General features: G+C 45.4%; 17 protein-coding genes. All 17 read right to left on the minus strand.

Features of this window, described 5'->3' with window-relative positions:
• Positions 1–3 precede the first annotated feature (3 nt).
• The 17 genes from D3H55_RS09700 to D3H55_RS09780 all read right to left on the minus strand — a co-directional run bounded on the left by D3H55_RS09700 (position 4) and on the right by D3H55_RS09780 (position 18,917).
• Entirely contained in the window at positions 4–1,020 is a 1,017-nt protein-coding gene (locus tag D3H55_RS09700; protein WP_119546714.1) for a zinc-dependent alcohol dehydrogenase, read from the minus strand.
• A complete protein-coding gene (locus D3H55_RS09705) occupies positions 1,014–1,988 on the minus strand; it encodes an aldo/keto reductase family protein (RefSeq protein ID WP_119546715.1) in 975 nt (324 codons plus the stop codon). The genes D3H55_RS09700 and D3H55_RS09705 overlap by 7 nt, the downstream gene beginning before the upstream one ends.
• A gap of 25 nt (positions 1,989–2,013) precedes the next feature.
• The gene (locus D3H55_RS09710; RefSeq protein WP_119546716.1) at positions 2,014–3,360 is read right to left on the minus strand and encodes a GH1 family beta-glucosidase; all 1,347 of its coding nucleotides are present in this window, start codon (positions 3,358–3,360) and stop codon (positions 2,014–2,016) included.
• Between the two features lie 169 nt (positions 3,361–3,529).
• The gene (locus D3H55_RS09715; RefSeq protein WP_119546717.1) at positions 3,530–4,153 is read right to left on the minus strand and encodes an SGNH/GDSL hydrolase family protein; all 624 of its coding nucleotides are present in this window, start codon (positions 4,151–4,153) and stop codon (positions 3,530–3,532) included.
• The gene (locus D3H55_RS09720; RefSeq protein ID WP_205685457.1) at positions 4,153–5,121 is read right to left on the minus strand and encodes a glycoside hydrolase family 113; all 969 of its coding nucleotides are present in this window, start codon (positions 5,119–5,121) and stop codon (positions 4,153–4,155) included. The genes D3H55_RS09715 and D3H55_RS09720 overlap by 1 nt, the downstream gene beginning before the upstream one ends.
• Before the next feature lie 12 nt (positions 5,122–5,133).
• Positions 5,134–6,528: an MATE family efflux transporter gene (locus tag D3H55_RS09725; protein ID WP_119546718.1), complete on the minus strand. Its 1,395-nt coding sequence runs from the start codon at positions 6,526–6,528 to the stop codon at positions 5,134–5,136.
• A 47-nt stretch (positions 6,529–6,575) separates the two neighbouring features.
• Entirely contained in the window at positions 6,576–7,523 is a 948-nt protein-coding gene (locus D3H55_RS09730) for an alpha/beta fold hydrolase (protein WP_420808741.1), read from the minus strand.
• Positions 7,524–7,549: 26 nt separating this feature from the next.
• On the minus strand, positions 7,550–8,542 hold the full coding sequence (locus tag D3H55_RS09735; protein WP_119546720.1) for an aldo/keto reductase: 993 nt from the start codon (positions 8,540–8,542) through the stop codon (positions 7,550–7,552).
• A gap of 33 nt (positions 8,543–8,575) precedes the next feature.
• Entirely contained in the window at positions 8,576–9,466 is an 891-nt protein-coding gene (locus D3H55_RS09740) for an ROK family protein (protein WP_119546721.1), read from the minus strand.
• Between the two features lie 45 nt (positions 9,467–9,511).
• Entirely contained in the window at positions 9,512–11,980 is a 2,469-nt protein-coding gene (locus tag D3H55_RS09745) for a beta-mannosidase (RefSeq protein ID WP_119546722.1), read from the minus strand.
• Positions 11,981–11,983: 3 nt separating this feature from the next.
• Positions 11,984–12,247, minus strand: coding sequence for a hypothetical protein (locus tag D3H55_RS09750; protein WP_119546723.1), 264 nt, complete (start codon positions 12,245–12,247; stop codon positions 11,984–11,986).
• Positions 12,248–12,710: 463 nt separating this feature from the next.
• Complete coding sequence (locus D3H55_RS09755; RefSeq protein ID WP_119546724.1) at positions 12,711–13,670, minus strand: glycoside hydrolase family 113; 960 nt, start codon at positions 13,668–13,670, stop codon at positions 12,711–12,713.
• A 157-nt stretch (positions 13,671–13,827) separates the two neighbouring features.
• On the minus strand, positions 13,828–14,658 hold the full coding sequence (locus tag D3H55_RS09760; RefSeq protein ID WP_119546725.1) for a carbohydrate ABC transporter permease: 831 nt from the start codon (positions 14,656–14,658) through the stop codon (positions 13,828–13,830).
• A gap of 3 nt (positions 14,659–14,661) precedes the next feature.
• Complete coding sequence (locus D3H55_RS09765; RefSeq protein WP_119546726.1) at positions 14,662–15,534, minus strand: carbohydrate ABC transporter permease; 873 nt, start codon at positions 15,532–15,534, stop codon at positions 14,662–14,664.
• Between the two features lie 109 nt (positions 15,535–15,643).
• Positions 15,644–16,954 carry an ABC transporter substrate-binding protein gene (locus tag D3H55_RS09770; protein ID WP_119546727.1) on the minus strand — a complete coding sequence of 437 codons (1,311 nt, stop codon included), beginning with the start codon at positions 16,952–16,954 and terminating at the stop codon, positions 15,644–15,646.
• Between the two features lie 280 nt (positions 16,955–17,234).
• Positions 17,235–17,846 (minus strand): YesL family protein, encoded by a 612-nt coding sequence (locus D3H55_RS09775; RefSeq protein WP_119546728.1) that lies wholly within the window; start codon positions 17,844–17,846, stop codon positions 17,235–17,237.
• Positions 17,847–17,897: 51 nt separating this feature from the next.
• Positions 17,898–18,917, minus strand: coding sequence for a substrate-binding domain-containing protein (locus D3H55_RS09780; RefSeq protein WP_119546729.1), 1,020 nt, complete (start codon positions 18,915–18,917; stop codon positions 17,898–17,900).
• Positions 18,918–19,048: the final 131 nt, after the last annotated feature.

Below are 19,048 nucleotides of genomic sequence, written 5' to 3' on the forward strand. Positions count from 1 at the left end.
TTATTACGTTATTCTTTCCTGTGATCCATTCAGGACAATTGCCTTCAGCACACCATCATTCAAGTCAAAGACCTTCCCGAAAGAACCAGGCAGCTCTTCCAATTCAAAGCGATGGGTCAAAAAAGCCATTGGATTGATTTCCCTATTCACGATAAGTTCCTGGATCTCAGCTCCGTCCTTCATTGTAGAATATAGAGAGGCTTCGATCGTCAGGTGTTTGTGAATCAGATCACTGAACCTTACTTTCACTTCCGCTCCCTCACCAATAGAAACCAGGGTTCCTCCGATAGCCAAAGATGAAAAAGCGAACTCATAGCTTTTCGGGCTGCCGGAACACTCAATGACATACCCGAGACCCTTTCCACTTGTCAGATCTTTAACCTGCTCCCTTGCATTTGACGGAGTAACGACGGCATAAGCCCCCAGGTGTTCAGCCATTTTAAGCCTTGCTTCTACGGGATCAATGGCGAGGACCTTTGCTCCTCTTAACTTCGCCAGTGCAATGGCAGCCAGCCCAATCGGCCCGCACCCGGTTACCGCCACGAGGTCCCCTTCTTTGATAGAGGTACGTTTAAGTGCAGAGTGTGGAGTCCCCCAATTGTCAAAAATCAGGCTGCCCGCTTCATAGCTGATATCAGGATGAAGCGGAAGGCAATTCCGTGCCGGGACAGCCAGCTTCTGCGAAAACCCGAACCCCATGTGGGTAAGCGGTTTTTCACAACGAACGAACTCTCCTGCACGGCAGGCATTACATCTGCCGCATCCTTTTACATTATTGACAGCTACACGGTCCCCCGCTTTCAGGGAATGCACATCCTCTCCAACTGCCAACACTTTTCCTGCCACTTCATGGCCGGCAACATAATCATTGGGCTCTTCCACATGCCAGAACCATTTATCCGATCCACAAATGCCGCAAGCCTTCATTTCAATTAACACTTCATCCGTTTTCAAATCCGGAGCATCTGATGTCACCACTCTTAAATCCTGCGGGCCGAACGCTTTGACTTGTTTTACCATATCGGTACAAACCCATTGATTTCTTCCAAAACGGAATCAATCTCTTCAAGCGTTTCTTTTGATAATGAAACACCTGCTGCCTTCACGTTTTCATCCAGCTGTGCAGGACGGCTCGCTCCGACAATCGTTGAGCTTACCCCTGACTGTCTCAAAATCCAGGCAATGGCCAGTTGTGATAACTTCAATCCCTGCCCATCAGCAATCTTATCAAGACGCTGAATGCATTCCAGCACCTCATCTTGCATATAGCTGTTAATCCACGTATTGATGTTGTCATTGGCGGCACGGCTGTTTTCCGGCACTGCCTGGCCAGGTTTATATTTGCCAGTCAGGATTCCCTGGGCAAGCGGCGAGAATACAACCTGCCCTAAGCCTTCCTCCATGCTGACAGGCAGGACTTCCTTCTCGATATAGCGGACAAGCATGTTATAAATCGGCTGGTTGGATGTCAGCGGACGCAGGTTCCGCTGTCTAGCGATGGCCGCAGCATCCTTGATTTGATCCGCATTCCATTCACTCACACCGTAATAAAGAATCTTTCCTTGAGCAACTAGGTCATTCAATGCCCATATCGTTTCCTCTACTGGTGTTTCCTCATCAAATCGGTGGCATTGATAAAGGTCGATGTAATCAACCCCCAGGCGTTTCAAGCTGGCATCGCATTGTTCGATGATGGCCTTGCGGGACAATCCCTTTTCATTAGGGGCGTCTCCCATCGGAAAGTATAGTTTAGTAGCGAGTACATAACTTGAACGGGAAAACCCTTTTAAAGCTTCACCGACAACGACTTCCGCCTGTCCTTGATTGTAGGCATTGGCGGTATCGAAAAAGTTGATTCCAAGCTCATAGGCGTGATGAATGATTTCTTTGGCAGGCTTGGAATCGACGGATTCCCCGTACGTAAGCCAACTTCCGAGCCCGATTTCACTTACCTTCAACCCGCTGTTCCCCAAACGGCGATAGTTCATTTGTGGTCACACTCCTTATCAAGAGTTATTCAAACTCAAAAAATCCATTCGAGATGGTTTGTTTATACCAGTAGAAGCTGTCTTTCTTGATTCGCTCCTGTGTTCTGTAGTTGACATATACGATGCCAAAGCGTTTGCTGTATCCTTCTGCCCACTCAAAGTTGTCGAGAAGCGACCACGTAAGGTACCCCTTGATATTGACACCGGATTCGATGCTTCTGCTCAACGCTGTCAAATGCTGCTTCAAATACTTCGTCCGGCGGTCATCTTTCACACGGCCATCCACCGGTTCATCATTATAGCAGGAACCGTTTTCCGTAATGTAAATCGGAACCTTGCCATAACTGTCCGTGATTCGTTTCAATACGTTATAGAATCCTTCATGGTAAACCGGCCAGCCAATATCCGTGCGCTCATAGCCGTTTTCAACCATTTCCCAATCAAACAAGCCTTCATTTTCTTTATAGCGGGCAATGTGGCCGGTATAATAATTGATCCCAAGAAAGTCGATCGGCTGGTGGATATCCTCAAGGTCGCCCTCTTCAATTTTGACCTCCACACCTTTTTTCTTGAACCAATCCACCATGAATTGAGGGTACTCCCCTTTGAACACGGGATCCATGAACCATTCTATAAAATAGGCGATTTCACGGTTGCAGGCATCCACATCTTCCTGCTTATCACTGAATGGCTCAAGCCAGGTTGTATTCGGGGCAAATCCGATTTCCCCTTCCATATTCAGTTCACGGAATTTCTGGACTGTGCGGCCATGGGCAACCAGCAGATGGTGCGCTATGTTGGTTGCAAGCTGAAGGTCCTGATATCCTGGAGCATGGGCACCAATGTAGTTGGATAGATAAGATACACACCATGGTTCATTAAGAGTAATCCAGAATTTGATTTTGCCGGAAAATTCCTTGAACATCGTCTCTGCATAACGAACAAATGCGTCGATGGTTTCACGGTTGTCCCAGCCGCCTTTATCTTGAAGTGCCTGCGGCAGATCCCAGTGATAAAGCGTGCACATCGGCTCAATGCCCGCTTCCAGCAATTTGTCTACAAACTTATGGTAAAATTCCAGCCCTTTTGGATTCACCTCTCCATCACCAGTCGGGAAGATCCTCGGCCATGCCACTGAAAAACGGTAGACATCAATCCCTAAGTCTTTCATAATCTCGATGTCTTCTTCATAGCGATGATAACTGTCGCAGGCAATATCCCCGTTGTCACCATTCTTTACATTGCCGGGTGCGTGAGAGAATGTGTCCCAAATCGAAGGACCCCGTCCATCTTCGTTCACAGCTCCTTCAATCTGGTAGGAAGCTGTCGCCGTTCCCCATTTCATATCTTTTGGAAATTGAATGATTGCCATATATTTTCCTCCTCAATTATAAAAGCCGCCTATTTTGATAGCGCTGTCATTAAATTTAAAAGTAAGAAAGGAGCAACAGACTCCTTTCTTACTTTATCGATAACTTTATATTATCACTATACTTCTTTCCGATTGATAGTGTCAATCAATTCAGACTTTTTCATTTTTATTACAGTAAGCCTTTTACAGCCTTCACCCATTCAACTGCCATCAGCATGTTTCCTTTTGAATTCATGTGAACTCCGTCGGTTGTCAGCTCCTGGCGTCTTGCTGTTTCCAAGTATTTAATGAAGGCAGTATGCGTCGGGACCACTACTGCTGAAAATTCCTCAGCCAGTTTATGGACGGCGCTCACATACTCTTTCAGCATCTTATTTCCAGGAGAATCTGTGTCTTCTTCAATAATCGTTGGTTCCATTAGGATAACTTTTACAGAGGGAACCTCGCTTTTCACTCTTGTCAGCAGCTCCCTGTAGATATCTGTAAATCGCTGGGCTGAGACTTGTTCCATTTCAGGATGGTCCAGCTGTCTCCACACATCATTGATTCCGATAGAAACGGAGACATAGTCAGGCTGTTCATCCAGAACATCCTTTTCCCACCTGTCCGCCATATCAGTGATCCGGTCGCCGCCGACTCCCTTATTGACCACCTTAATGTTTTTTCCAGGGAAGGCTGTCACTACATAATTATTGACCAGGCGGACATATCCGGTTCCGATATCCTCAGGGTCTTCTTTTCTTCCCCACTCCGTTATGCTGTCGCCGATCATGACGATTTTAGTTGATTCCATTATCCTCGCTCCTTTTCGTACCACTCTCTCAATACTGCCTCTGCTTTTTTACCGTAGATATCAAAGTATGTATTGGAGTTCGCTTCTTCAATAGGATAAAGCTTCGTACTCCAGTCCCACCAGAAAAACCCGCCGAACCATGGCACATCCCAGAAAACCTTTAGGCAAGAGCTGTAGAAGCGAGCCTGTTCCTCTTCACTGACAGGAAGGTCCGTATGCTCGAAATCCCATGGCATCGCGGCGCATCCTCCCGCACTTCGGCAGCCGATTTCCATGAATACGATCGGCTTCTTGAACTTCCGGTGCAGCTTTTCCAGTTTGATTTTTACCTTCTGCCAGTTCGCTATCATCGTTTCCTCTGAGTCGCCGGGCTTTTCAGCAACCGGATAATAGGCACTGGTCCCAATCAAGTCCACTTGATCAAACCATTCCACTCCCTCTTCCTTTCCATGATTGGCATTATAGATGAGGGGTCCATGATAGACATTTCTCACTTTTTCGATGACCTGCCTCCATTGTCCGGTTCTTGCTTCCGTTCCGATCATTTCACAGCCAATGCAAAACATCTCACATCCCAGTTCTTCTGCAAGCTCTGCATAATGAAGAAGGAAGTTTTCATAGGAGCGGAACCACTTTTCCCAGTAGTCATGTGCATCCTCCGGAAAAGTTATCCTCGCTCTCCACAAACCGTCCCTTGAATTCACCACCGGTTTCAAGCAAACCTTCATTCCAAGTTCCTTCGCCTTTTTTACAGCAAATTCAATATCTCGGTCCGTCATCGTGCGGCCATAATCAAATCCGATCTCTGTTGACGAAAATGTTTCTTGATAGGTGAAAAACGAGAGGGCGATCCATTCCGTACCGGTTTCCCTCAAGGCTTCAAGGGATTGGACCGCTTCCGGGGTCCTATAGGCTCCCCGGGTCGTATTCCAACCGTATGTCATTCCTTTTATGAAGAGTTCTTTCACACGTATCTCCTCCTATTCATTCACAGCGGTTACTGGCCGAGCTGTATTCTCTGTATCTATCACATTATTAATCCATTTTTGCGAGAAGGTCCTTTTGATCCCGACAATCGCCCTTACGAATTCATGGGAGTTTGCTAACCCGAACACAAGATAGATCGGCAGCTCCCAGACAAATGCGCCAAGCAAAGCAAGGGGAAGCCCCACTCCCCATACCCCGAGCACATCGAGGTAAAGGACAAACCTGGTATCTCCTCCCGCTCTTAATACGCCGATATTATTCACCATATTCAGCATCTTTCCGGTCACGAGAAAGGCATAGACATATAAAATCATCACAGCCTGCTCGCGCACAAAGTCGGTCACATTATAGATGGAAATGAAAAATGGGGATATCACCAGGACACCGATTCCCGCTATGATCGACATACCAAAAGTCAAAGACAGGAACTGCTTGGCATATTGAAGAGCATCATCGTTCCGGTTATCACCAATGCTATTTCCGACCATTACGGTGGAAGCATCACTCAACCCGATGAACAGCGCCATGAAAATAAACAGAAGCGGATCGATGAGTGTCGCGGCGGCAAGCTCCGCTGTCCCCATTTGCGCATACACCCAGAAATAGGAGGTTTCCCCAACCGTCCACAGTGCATGATTGATAATGGACGGAATGGTAATGACAAAGTATCTCTTCATAAGGGCTGCGTCGCTCATTGTACTCCAGCGGAAATCCTGAACACTGAGGGAGAGCGCCTTCTGAATTAACACGAACAGCAATAACGCCTGCACTGTCCGGGCGATAACGGTCGCAATAGCAGCACCTTCCACACCAAGCTCGGCGAACCCGAAATGGCCGAATATCAGACCATAATTCAGCAGTGTATTCAAGCCGATGGCTATCACTGCCACGTAAAGCGGCCTTTTTACTTCGCCCATCGATTTCAGCACCGTTGAGAAAAGGACAGTCAGGGCCGTGACAAAATAGCTGAAGGCGACGATCCGTAAATAATTCCCGCCCAAAGCAACGACTTGCGAATCACTCGTGAAGATATGGATGAATGAATCCGTGAAAAATAGAATTACAAACGTAAATAACAGCGAGAAAATCGTCACAATGGAAAACGTAAGAAACAAAATCTTCTTGATCCCGAAAAGATCTTTCCTTCCCCAGTACTGCGCTGAAAAAATAGCAGCACCGGTTCCAAATCCCTGAAGGATCAGAATCAGGATGGTCGTGATTTTGTTCCCTACTCCCACAGCAGCGATGCTATCCACTCCCAATTGGCCGATCATCAGAGAGTCGACCATATTGAGGGAAGAAATCAATAAAGTTTGGAGAGCGATGGGAATGGCCAGTGAAAACATTCGTTTATAAAAATCAGGGTCTCCCCTTAAGCGCTTAAGCATTTGGCCGTTCTCCTTCTTCCATGTTCGTTCTATTAATAAAAGGTAACTTATATTTCCAAGAGCATTTTCAAAGCCCTGTCAGAAAGATGCGGCAGGAACTCATGGCCGAACTCATGGTAGAGCAGCAGCTCTTTCTCTGATCCAATCTTGTTATAAGCGGCAAATTGAGTGGAAGGAGGACAGACAGCATCAATCATTCCTGTCACCCATAATACTTTGGTCTGTATTCTTTCAGCCAGATTCTGAATATCGATATATCCGAGCTTGGTGAAGATCTCCTCTTCCCGATCATGGTGGGGATCAAAGTTTCGGAAATACTCAGCAATTTCGGCATAGGCAGAATTATTGATGTCCATTTCCCAGGCTCGTTTATAATCACTTAAAAAAGGATACACAGCTATCGCCTGCTTGATCCGGGGCTCCAGTGCCGCACAAGCCACAGCAAGCGCTCCCCCCTGGGAAATGCCGAACACACTGATACGGTCCGGATCCACTTCATCGAGCGACATTAGAATCCTTGCCGCCTGCACCGTATCCAGAAATACATTCCGATAATAAAATTTATCAGGGTCCGGGTCATCAAGGCCGCGGATGATATGTCCCCTGAGGGTCGTTCCTTTAACAGCAAGATTGTCCTCCGAAAGTCCGCCCTGTCCCCTGCAATCAAGTGACAGCACCGTCAAGCCATGGGCGGCGAAGTTGATTTTTTCCGACCAATCCCCGCTGTCCACCGAATAGCCGTGGAACTGGACAAGTCCTGCTCCAGACGCCTTGCCTGCTTTAGGTTTTACAAATTTACAATGGATCTTTGCCCCGCCTGCACCGGTAAAATATAAATGATAGCATTCTGCCATCGGAGTCAGGATATCAGCCGGAACAAGCTCATACTCCAGCGAAAGCTCTTCCGCCTCCGCCAGTGCTCTCTCCCAGTAAGCATCAAAATCCGATGGTCTTGGGCTTGACCCTTTATATGTTTTCAGTTCTGATAAAGGCATATCAATATTCACGGTTTCATCCCTTCCTAACCTTTTAAAATAGAATCGATTGCCGTTAATTCTTCTTGTGAGAATGATAGATTATCCAAGGCTTTCACATTTTCGATGACCTGTTCAGTGCGGCTGGCTCCGATTAACGCTGATGCCACCACATCATTCCGCAACGACCAGGCAATCGCAAGCTGGGCCACCGTCTGTCCCCGTTCATCAGCCATATGTTTCAATTCACGGACCTTCTGAACACGATCCTCTGTCACTTGATCCGCAGAAATGGAATCCACCCCTTTGGCGACCCGTGAATCAGAAGGTATGCCTTCGAAATACTTGGTTGTCAACAGACCCTGGTAGAGGGGCTGGAATACAATAGCCCCGATCCCGCCATCAGAAAGCGCCGGAAATAATTCTTCTTCGGCATGGCGCAAAAACATAGAATAATTGGGTTGATGGGAAACAAATGGAGTCCTCATTTCCCGGAACAGTTCAATCATTTTCGTCGTGGCCTCGGCAGGGTAATTCGAAATTCCTGCATATAAAACTTTCCCCTGCCGAATCGCTGTATCAAGCGCTCCGGCTGTTTCTTCAAGGGGGGTATCAGGATCAAATCGATGAGAATAGTAGATATCGACATAATCAAGTCCAAGGCGCAGGAGGCTCTGGTCAAGGGAGGAAAGCATATATTTACGGGAACCCCATTCCCCGTAAGGACCAGGCCACATATCATACCCGGCCTTCGTCGCGATCAACAGTTCATCCCGATAGCCTGCCAACTCTTCTTTTAAAATCCTGCCGAACGTCTTTTCCGCACTCCCGGACGGCTCTCCGTAGTTATTCGCCAGATCAAAATGAGTGATGCCCAGATCAAACGCTGCCGTAATCATGTCTCTTGCAGCAGCAAAATCATCCGTTTCGCCGAAATTGCGGTAAAGCCCTAATGATATCGCCGGCACCTTCAGCCCGCTATTACCTAAACGGTTGTAGGTCATATGAGTATATCTTTCAGAAAACGGTTTGTACGTCATATCAGTAACTCCTCCTCTTTTCAGTGAATCCCCTTATTCAATCAGCAGGGAAGCGCCAATCACACCCGCATTTCCGCCTAGCAATGCAGGGCGGATGTCAATCGTACGAGCCAATTCCGGATACAAATATTCCTTTACCTTCTCTCTCAGAAGATGAAGGACAAGCTTTTCCGATTTCATGACGCCTCCGCCTAGCACAAAGACTTCAGGGTTGATCGTGTGGGCGATATTCGCAATCCCAGCCGCAAGGTAATCAACTGTTTCTTCAATAATCGCCTGTGCCTCGGCATTCCCATTCTCAGCAAGACGGAAGACCTCCTCGGCACCTCCCGTGATTCCCAACCGTTCCCGGCCGATCCGTCCGATAGCGGTCCCGCTTGCGTGGCCTTCCCATGAACCTCTATTAAGGTTCGCATGGCGATAGCCTCCAGGCTGGATGATCATGTTGCCGACTTCTCCGGCATATCCTTGAGCTCCATTGAATATCTGGTCATGAATCACCAATCCTCCGCCGATTCCAGTGCTGATGGTGATATAAAAAACACTGCTGCTTCCTTTGCCGCTTCCTGCTCTTGCTTCAGCTAGCGCTGCCACATTGGCATCGTTATTCAACTTCACGTCTGTCCGTAAACGTTCTTTGAACATCTGGACAAGCGGAACATCATCCCATCCCGGCAGATTCGGAGGACTGAGGATGATCCCCCTCTTCGGATCGAGGGGACCGGGAGAGCCGATTCCGATTCCAGATATCAGCTCCCCGCCTGAAAGTTCTTCGACCATCCGGAACATCTTGTCGACAGTATGGGCATACCCCAATTCCGCTTCCGTGCTTTCCTGAATGATTTTGCTGACTGCCCCATCCGTCTCGACGATTGCTGCACGGACGTTCGTTCCTCCTAGATCAATTCCGATTTTTATAGACATTGCTGCATCACCATCCGATTTTTAAAAATTCCTGCACCTTGCAAATCAGTTTTTTTCACCAATATCAAAAATGCTTCTCACCTTTACCTGTGCTTTTAATGCTGTCAAATCAAGTTCACTGCTCATGCGGCTTTTTTCCACTGTCACTATTTTTGCTGTTCCCGCCGATAAATCAAAATAGTTTTCACTGAAGACACAATCAGCCTCAGCCAAATCCATTTCCACGTACTTGGCAAATGCCTGCGACTTCAAAGTCAGTTCAAACATTTCTTCAGTTTCTTCCACTTCTACACTGATTTCCGGATTGATAAACGCAAAATGTTTTGGCTTAGTGAAAAGCAGGGTGGTCACATTGACCTGCTTTCCATCAATGAAAATGGTGCATTCAAGATAGACCTTTCTTTTGGATTCCCTTTTTAACTCTTCCGTAAAATCCAACCGCTCGCATAATTCCGCCGATAAGCTGCCAACCTCTGATTCAATGACGCCTTCCTTCAATACTTCTGAAGTATTTGTCCGAAGTTTCCATTGTATCCGGGCCTTCACATCTTCCCTGGAATCATTCGTCACATGAACTTCCACCGCTGATCCATCTTCCCTTAAAGACATGAGGACAGGAGAATAAAATTTCTTGGCAAAGTAATGAAGCGCCTTCCAGCGGCCGAAATAATCAAGGGAACTCCAGGAAGCGACAGGCCAGCAGTCATTAAGCTGCCAATAAAGGGAACCCATGCAGCGGCCCCGGTTCCTTCTCCAGTGTTCGACCCCGTATTTGATGGCTTCCGCTTGAAGCAGTTGTGAAGCGTAAAGAAGGGAATCAAAGTCCTTCGGATACAAGAAGTTTTCCGATAGATAGAAGAGGATCTTCCCGTTTGCCGCCCCGTTCTTTTGGTGTTTTTCCATTACATAGGAAAAAATATTGCGGTCTTCCGGCTCCGTAAATGTCTTGATCGTTTTTAAGGAAGGAAACGATTGAAAGCCGAATTCCGAACAAAAGCGGAAGTGAAATTTTTCATATTCCGTGAACGGCTTAAGGCCGTGCCAGACCTCCCAGTAGTGCATATCGCCTTCATCCGGATTGCGCGGTTCATTGAATCCTCCGCCTGAAGATGGTGAAGATGGCCAGTAAAAGGTGTGCGGGTCCACTTCCTTGGCGATTTCCGGAATGATATATTCAAAGATTTTGATATAATCCGCTTTATGCTTAGGATCCTTGGGCATATCCCCCCAGTACTCCCATGCTTCTTCCACTTCATTGTTTCCGCACCAAAGGCCAAGGCTCGCATGATGGCGCAGGCGCTTCATATTATCCCTAACCTCATGTGTCACCGTTTCCTTAAATTCGTCATTCAACTCATACATGCTGCAGGCGAACATGAAATCCTGCCAGACAATCAACCCGTGACGATCACATAACTCATAAAAATAATCTTCAGGGTAAATCCCTCCACCCCAGACACGGATCATATTGAAGTTCGCGTCCACACAATCCTCGATCAGGCGTTCCGTCTTTGCTTTCGAGTTGCGGGCCAGGAGGTTATCTTCCGGAATATAGTTCGCTCCCATAGCAAAAAGACTGAGACCGTTCACTTCAAATTCAAACGATTTCCCCCACTGATCTTTTTCATGCTTAACTGCAACTGTCCTGAGCCCCGTCTTCAATCGCTGCTGATGAACTTCCCTGCCATCAGCCAGAAGCTTTACATCCACATCATACAAAGGCTGGTCTCCATAACCGTTCGGCCACCAAAGCTGTGGTGAATCGATCATAAAGGTAAAATTTTCCTCTCCAGCTGCCCCTTTCACAGTCGTCCCGGAAACTTCCCCATCAGGGTCTGTCACCCGTACGTGAAGCTCAAAGTTTGCACTTGTAAGCTCTTCCATCCGAACCCTGACACCCATTTCAACCGACCCTTTTTCATGTTTCTGGGTAAGATATACATCGTCCAGCCTGCCTTTTGAATAGGCGAGAAGCGATACATTCCGCCAAATCCCAAGGTCCGGAATCTTCGGTCCCCAATCCCATCCGAACATACTGTGCCCTTTCCGCAAATGAGGGTACCCTTCAACCGCGTCAGGAACTCCCCAAAGCGGGGTTTCCTGTTGCTTTTCCTTAATATAGTTGACGGGCGACTTCAGAAGCACGGAGATCTTATTGACTCCGGTCATAAGAAGATGCTTGACCTCGAACTCATAGGTGCGGTGCATATTATTGGTACTGGCGAGAAGCTGACTATTCAGGCGGATATCAGCCAGTGTATCAAGTCCCTCAAACTGAATCTTTACGGAATCCTCCTGAAGAAAAGCTTCTCCGATGTTAAATTCACGTTCATACAGGTAATCTTTCGAAGCGATGACTAACGCCTCATCTTCATTATCACGGTAAAATGGATCGTCAATCATCTCATTCGACAGCAAATCATTCATGACCGAACCAGGAACATTCGCTTCAATCTCATAGTCTTCTGTTGTACATCTCATGCTCCATTTGCCGTTCAAATCCAGCTTCTGCATAACTCATCCTCCTGGGTAAATTTTATATGTAATCACACTATTATTTTCATTGTAATAGGTTCTATTAAAGAGTATTTTTGTTTTTTCGAAGAGTAAGTTGACTTCCACTCCAGTCACCCCAGAGGAAATAAGTCTCCATTGTAAATTAGACGCATCACTTTTCATAACAATTCCCGGATTGGTTTTCACCGGAATTAATGGACCAGAAAATGGATTATCCAGCATCTTTAGGTTCTTAATTGGAGTGATGTCTTCTAAATAGTTCATGAACCCAAAACATCTTGTATCAACAATATTGACTAGCAGAGCCTTGTTAAGAGAGAGAATATTCCGTGGGGTTGAGGGAAGTTTGTTTTTTGATTTTGGGGGCCTATTCTTACCGGCCGGCCCATTTAGATACTTATTGGGCCAACATCCTCTTTTTCCGACGATCTCATTGGCCCATTTAGACGCTTATTGGACCAACATCCTCGGTTTTCATCAATCTCATTGGCCCATTTAACCCCTTATCGGGCCAGCATCCTCTCTCTTCGGTGATCTCATTGGCCCATTTAGACGCTTATTGGGCCAACATCACCGGTTTCTGCTGAACTCATCGGCCCATTTACACGCTTATTGGGCCAACATCCCCGCATTTTCCCGAACTCATTGGCCTGCAACACTAGATTACTATTTTTTTAAAAACGGCCCTTTCCCGATGAAAGAGCCGCTCCAATAATGCTTTTACGTTTTATTCCGTTGCTGCAAGCACCCGGTCAGGCTTCACACTTTGATAATAGTCTTTGATCACTTTCTCAGAAGGCTTACCGAACACGGCATACTCATCATTGCTTTCGGCTTCTGCTTCACTATGAAGAATCGCTTTCCAGTCCCATAATCCGAAACCTTGGACCCAGTCTCTCTTGCTTGTTTTTTCAAACATCACTTTATAAAAATCTTCCTGGGCTTTCATATCCGTTTCGCCTTCCAGCCCCCAATCATTTGGCACATATGGTGAATTCGAACGGCTTGGACAGCCTGCTTCCGCAAAGAAGAACGGTTTGTTGTAAGGCTTGATGATTTTTTCAATGCGGTCCAACTGGTTATCCCAGTCATTTATTGGATAGTAGCCGCTGGAGGAAATGACATCGACGGCATCCCACCACTTCACATTGGCTTCCTGATATTTATCAGTGTTGTACGTGATGCTTCCGTTATACACCTTACGCACATCTTCGACCAGCTGGCGCCATTCTTTGGCGCGTCTTTCTGTCTGGACCATTTCACAGCCGACGATGAACATCGTGCAACCGGTTGCTTCGGGAATTTTAGCGTAGTGCAGCTGATATTCTGTATAGCTCTTGAACCAGTCCCGCCACTTTGGTTCACATGGGACATCGATATCGAAGAAATTGATATGCGCCCTCCATGTACCATCCTTGCAGTTGACTGTCGGCTTCAAGATGACATCCATACCAAGTGACTGTGCGTAGGAGATCATATCCTCCAGCTCTTCATCAGAAACCATGTGATCACCTGTATAATCAATTTCAGTACTGTGGGCAGTATCCTGCAGGGCCGCCAAGGAAATGATCGCTGTTTCTGTATTTGTCCGTTCTTTTAATAATCTCATGGAATCTTTGGCTTCAGGCTTCTCAAAGTCCCCTTTGCGAGCCATCCAACCGTACGTAAACCCTTTGATGAATTCCATTTCCACTCCTCCTTAAAGTACGCTTATGGCTCAAACAGCCAAAAAACAAAGGGCTGACCCGCGCATCTGTCAGTCCCCTTTTTCCTTCTCTTTTCACCGAATCCATCAGCACCCGCCATCGCGAACGTGATCGGTCTGTCCGGCACTCAGGAAACCTTTATTTCACGGAACCGTCTGTGAATCCGTTATAGATATGCTTTTGTAATGCCAGGAAGATAATGATTGTCGGAATGATCGCAATCATGATTCCGGCAGATATAACTTCCCATTGTGACCCGTATGGTCCCTTGAATTTAAACAAGGCGGTTGAGATCACTTGCAGATCTGGTTTCGGCATGTAAAGGAACGGCGTATAGAAATCGTTGTAAACATTGACACCTTTTACAATGATAACCGTTACGATTGCCGGTTTCAGCAAAGGCAGGATGATCTTACGATAGATGGTGAAGTAAGAAGCACCATCCAGCATTGCTGATTCATCAAGTGAAACCGAAATTGAATCCATGAACTGCAGGAAGATATATACCGCGATGATATCCGTTCCTGTGTAAAGAATGATGGCTGCCCATCTTGTGTTGAACAATCCTAAATCAGAGATAATCTGGAATGTCGCCACCTGTGTCGTTACAGCAGGAATCAACGTTGCCAGCAAAAAGGCCCCCATCAGGAGGGAACTCCCTTTGAACTTGAACCTGTGCAGAACAAAGGCAATCATTGATCCCGTCAAGGTTGCCCCGATGATGGAGATAACCAGGATGATTGCTGTATTCATAAAGCCGACAAGCATATTTCCTTCGATAAATGCTCTTGTATAGTTCTCAAAGTTGAACCAGTTTTCCGGAGGCGTCAAAGGGCTCGTGCTGGAATATTCGGAGCTCGATTTGAATGAAGCAAAGAATACAACAACGATTGGAAGCAATGCAGTAAACGCACCCAGAATGAGAGCCAAATATTTAAGTATATTGAAAAAAGTGGTTGATGTCTTCACTTTCTAGTCCTCCTTAAATGCACTTTTCTGGATTAGCGTCACAATCACGACAATGAATAACAAAACGACCGCCATTGCTGAAGCCAGACCGATTTTTCCGTATTTAAACGCGATATCGACTGTCTGGATAACGAACGTTTCACTTCCATTTGAACCGCCGGTCATGATGAACGGAATTTCGAAAGCACTGATCGCCCCGCTGATCGCGAGGATCAGATTCAATTGCACGATACGCTTGATGCTTGGCAGCACAATGAACCTGAATTGCTGCCACTTGTTCGCTCCGTCGATATCAGCTGCTTCATACACATCTTTCGGGATGGAAGAAATGGCACCCAGGAAGATGATGAAGTTAAAGCCCATGTAACGCCAGATCGATGTCCCGGCAAGGGAGATATTGATGATATCAGGATTCCCGAGCCATAATTGAGCATATTCTCCAAGCCCGATCCAATTCATGAGTGTATCAAGAGTTCCTTCAGGCCTGAAGAAAATCAGGAACATGAACCCGATGGCTACACCGTTAAGTAAATATGGGAAGAATAATACCCCTTTAAAAAAGTTTTTGAAGCGCGCATTGAAGCTCAAGATGGTGGCAAAGAACAACGCGATTCCCATTTGCAGGAATGTCGCCGCAAAGTAATACAAACTGACAACAAAGACATAGAAGTATTCAGGGTCTGTAAACAAGGAAACATAGTTCTCGAATCCCACCAAGTCCTTCGTTTTGCTGAACCCGTTCCAGTCCGTAAAGCTGTAATAGAACATGTTGGCTACCGGCAGATAAGCGAATGTCACAAGCAGCACAACTGGTATTAATGAAAAAGCTAATATGATTAATATTCTCTGAGTTTTATAGGTTAAGTTCGAAAACAACCTTGGCACCTCCCTATTAAGGCGTACCACTTTGATGCAAAAAGTATATAAGGGAAGTTGCACACGAGGTGCAAATTCCCTTATTCATCATTGTGATGAGCCAAATCCTTTATTCTGCTACTTTTTCTCTTGCTTTTACCCAATCTTCATTAAGATCTTTCATGATTTCATCATACGTTTCATCTGTATTTCCGATTGCGGCTTCAACGATACGTTTCTTGAAGTCTTCAGTCCAAAGACCGATTTCGGCTTCCTTATCGATCGCATCCACAAGACCTTCCTGGCCTTCTTCAGCAGGAGTCAATGTTTCGAATTCAATTCCAGTTCCTTCGAATTCACTCAAAGCATCAGGAAGCAGAGCATCTTTAGCCGGGCTCAAGCCGAATGCCTGCTCAGTCGGGTAACCGGATTCGTTGATGAAGAAATCAACCCAAGCCTTAGCAGCAGCTTTATTTTCACTGTTTACATTCACAGCAAGGTTATAATCAGCTGACAATGGGAAGAGAACCTTTTCAGCATTAGTAGGGAAAGGCATATATCCGATATCTTCAGGTGTATCAGTCAAAGCTTTAATCTGACCAATTGCCCACGACCCAAGAACCATTGTGGCAATATCACCATCAGCAAGCATTTGCTTGGATGTTTCCCAATCTGTTGTAAGTGGATCTTTCTCGATCAACCCTTTATTCGCTACATCATACATTACTTTATAAAGCTCATAATGAGGCTCGCCAGGCACAAAGTTATCATCCGTATTTGGCTGAGTGATATTGACATAGTCAGGATCTCCAGCAACTGTTGCTAATGCAGATTCCCACTGAGTCAGTGTCCAGCCTGCAGCATAGTTTGTGTAAAGCGGAATCGCATCTGTTTTTTCTTTAACGGCTTCAAGCGCTTTCAAGAATTCATCAGGAGTAAACTGCAATTCAGAAATACCCGCTTCTTCAAAAACCGATTTGTTATAAACGATACCAGAATAGTTAACCGCGATCGGAATACCATACACCTTACCGCCAACCGCTCTTTCATCAATCGCCATATATTCCTCCTGCATTTCTTCCACATCACCTAGCGGCTCGAAGAAATCAGGAATATCTTCAATTGGAATGGACGTCGGGATCAAGAGCACATCACCATAATCCCCTGTATTCATACGAGGCATGATTTGACCTTCATAGTCAGCCAGCGCCTCAAAGTTGACCTCTACATCAGGATACTCTTCCTGGAATTTTGCAGCATAATCTTTGAACACAGTATCAACAATATCTGTTCTCTGAGTGATAACTGTGATTTCCCCTTCTACTTTCCCATCATCATCACCAGAATCGGATCCCGCCTCATTCGAAGAACATCCAGCAAGGAAACCAGAGACTACTAACAAGATAGACATGAAGAATAATATTAACTTGTTTTTCTTCATTGTATTAACCCCTCTCTCGTTTTTGTTAAGTTACCGTTAAGGTATAAATTAATTTTATGATGAAAACGGTTACTTGTCAATGACTTTTTATAATTAAGAATTTTCTGAAATCACATCTATCTCCATCCCACTTAGATACTTCTGCTTGGAATAGTAATTTTCTCTCCTAAATAATTCTGGGTTATGGATATGTCAGCGAATATTCTTACTCTCCCTCTACAAATTTACTATACTTAAAAAATAACCCTTCTTTATATGAAAGTAGGGTTATCGATTAACTTTACAAATCTGCATCTCCTAACTTCACTTTCATTAACGCATAATAAACAACCAAGCCAAGAAGAAATGGTGCAAAAACAAAAAAGAAAGCCAAGTTGGCCAGAGCCGAATAAAATAAGGCCCCTAAACTAATCAAAAGGAATAACGAAGCGGCGAAATGCCGGATGCTTTCGACAAACGAGAAGATGATCACCTTTCCGAAAGGCAGAGATGGGGATTGCCCAAGCAAATGAACTGTATATACAAACAGGACAGATAACAGCACCGTAAAATATAGTGCCAAAATCGTCAAGATCAAAGTAAGGCTGCCGCTGCTTTTGTTCAACAGATACAAAGATACATAGAGTACGATAAACAAAAAGCTGAAAAGGAAGGACTGCCACTTAAAACGGTTGAACCGATGATAGGCATCCTTGAATACTGCCTTCACTTTTTCTTCATCTTTCCCTTCCATAATGGCTTCCACGGTTTTGAACAGTGCACTGAAGGCAGGAATCAAGCTGTAGATGACCGCCCCCCGCAAAAGGTAGATCCAAAAGTAAAAACTAACCTTAAAGAACTTATAGATATATTGAAAAAACACCGTAATGCCATTGGATTTCACTTTCTTCATTCCTTTCTGGCCTTGTTAAAAAATCATGCTGTCTTCAGAAAAAAAACAAGGCTATTTCACCTTGTTTTTTGGAGGTTTGACTGATTCCCTGTATACGATGTTGCTTTTAACAAGCACGCGCCCGAACGACTTTTCACTGTTTTTTACTTTTTCAATAACGAATTTCACTGCATTCTGTGCCATTTCTTCCACATCCACTTCCACCGTCGTCAGCGTTGGATCTGTGATTGTCGCGTAAATGTCATTGTCAAAACCAACAACAGAACAATCCTCCGGCACATTAATTCCCCGGCTCTTGAGCTTCAGCACCAGGTTATGGGCGACCTGATCGCAATTGCAGACAAAGGCAGTCGGCAGCTGGTCTGGAAGGTCGATATCAATATAGGTCCCCTTTTCATCCCGGTCATTGAGGATATGCTCCTGCTTGAGTATAATCCGGTGTTCCAGCAAGGATTTATAGTACCCGAGGAAACGGTCCTGGATACTGCTTGTGGAATGCAGATTCCCAACATACGCAATATCCCGGTGTCCCGTCTGGATCAGGTAATTGGTGATTTCATAAGAACCGTAGAAATTATCCGTGATGACAGAATCGATATCCGCATGCTCATCATAGAAATCCAGAAAAACTTTTGGAAACTCGATGCCCTGGATCTTTTCAATATACTCCTTGCTTGTCTGTCCGAGAACAATGAAGCCATCCACTTTTCTCTCGTAATAAATACGCGGCAGTACAAGGTTTCGTTCATCTTCACTGCTAAGAATATGAAGGATTCCGTAATAGCCCTGCTTTTCCAATATTCTTGTGATACTTTGATAGACATTCAGATAGAAGGACTGATTGATGCCTGTGAATCGTTCCGGAATCACCACTCCTATATTATAGGATAATCCCTCTTTCATAGACTTTGCTGCGGCATTGTAACGGTAGCCCAATTCCTCAGCAAGATTCTTGATTTTCAGCTTCAGTTCTTCGCTGACACCCTCTTTATCGTTCAACGCTTTTGAAACAGTCACACTGCTTACGCCGAGTTGATCGGCAATATCTCTCATTGTTACATTATTCTTCATCTTCAATTCCTCCGAGCGACCCTCTATATATACTTTCATTAAGTAATGCAAACGTTTTTATTTACCTTATCAAGTATACATGTTAATTGCCGTCATTTCTATGTTGTTTTCATCAGCCCGCTGTTTCAAAA

This window comes from Bacillus salacetis (genome assembly GCF_003581585.1).
In the GTDB taxonomy this organism is placed as follows: domain Bacteria; phylum Bacillota; class Bacilli; order Bacillales; family Bacillaceae_B; genus Rossellomorea; species Rossellomorea salacetis.

Excerpts from the sequence above, each read along its gene's own strand:
- D3H55_RS09700 (WP_119546714.1), bottom strand. The coding sequence starts at position 1,020 with ATGGTAAAACAAGTCAAAGCGTTCGGCCCGCAGGATTTAAGAGTGGTG.
- D3H55_RS09705 (WP_119546715.1), bottom strand. The coding sequence starts at position 1,988 with ATGAACTATCGCCGTTTGGGGAACAGCGGGTTGAAGGTAAGTGAAATC.
- D3H55_RS09710 (WP_119546716.1), bottom strand. The coding sequence starts at position 3,360 with ATGGCAATCATTCAATTTCCAAAAGATATGAAATGGGGAACGGCGACA.
- D3H55_RS09715 (WP_119546717.1), bottom strand. The coding sequence starts at position 4,153 with ATGGAATCAACTAAAATCGTCATGATCGGCGACAGCATAACGGAGTGG.
- D3H55_RS09725 (WP_119546718.1), bottom strand. The coding sequence starts at position 6,528 with ATGCTTAAGCGCTTAAGGGGAGACCCTGATTTTTATAAACGAATGTTT.
- D3H55_RS09730 (WP_420808741.1), bottom strand. The coding sequence starts at position 7,523 with ATGCCTTTATCAGAACTGAAAACATATAAAGGGTCAAGCCCAAGACCA.
- D3H55_RS09735 (WP_119546720.1), bottom strand. The coding sequence starts at position 8,542 with ATGACGTACAAACCGTTTTCTGAAAGATATACTCATATGACCTACAAC.
- D3H55_RS09740 (WP_119546721.1), bottom strand. The coding sequence starts at position 9,466 with ATGTCTATAAAAATCGGAATTGATCTAGGAGGAACGAACGTCCGTGCA.
- D3H55_RS09745 (WP_119546722.1), bottom strand. The coding sequence starts at position 11,980 with ATGCAGAAGCTGGATTTGAACGGCAAATGGAGCATGAGATGTACAACA.
- D3H55_RS09750 (WP_119546723.1), bottom strand. The coding sequence starts at position 12,247 with ATGAACTATTTAGAAGACATCACTCCAATTAAGAACCTAAAGATGCTG.
- D3H55_RS09755 (WP_119546724.1), bottom strand. The coding sequence starts at position 13,670 with ATGGAATTCATCAAAGGGTTTACGTACGGTTGGATGGCTCGCAAAGGG.
- D3H55_RS09770 (WP_119546727.1), bottom strand. The coding sequence starts at position 16,954 with ATGAAGAAAAACAAGTTAATATTATTCTTCATGTCTATCTTGTTAGTA.
- D3H55_RS09775 (WP_119546728.1), bottom strand. The coding sequence starts at position 17,846 with ATGAAGAAAGTGAAATCCAATGGCATTACGGTGTTTTTTCAATATATC.
- D3H55_RS09780 (WP_119546729.1), bottom strand. The coding sequence starts at position 18,917 with ATGAAGAATAATGTAACAATGAGAGATATTGCCGATCAACTCGGCGTA.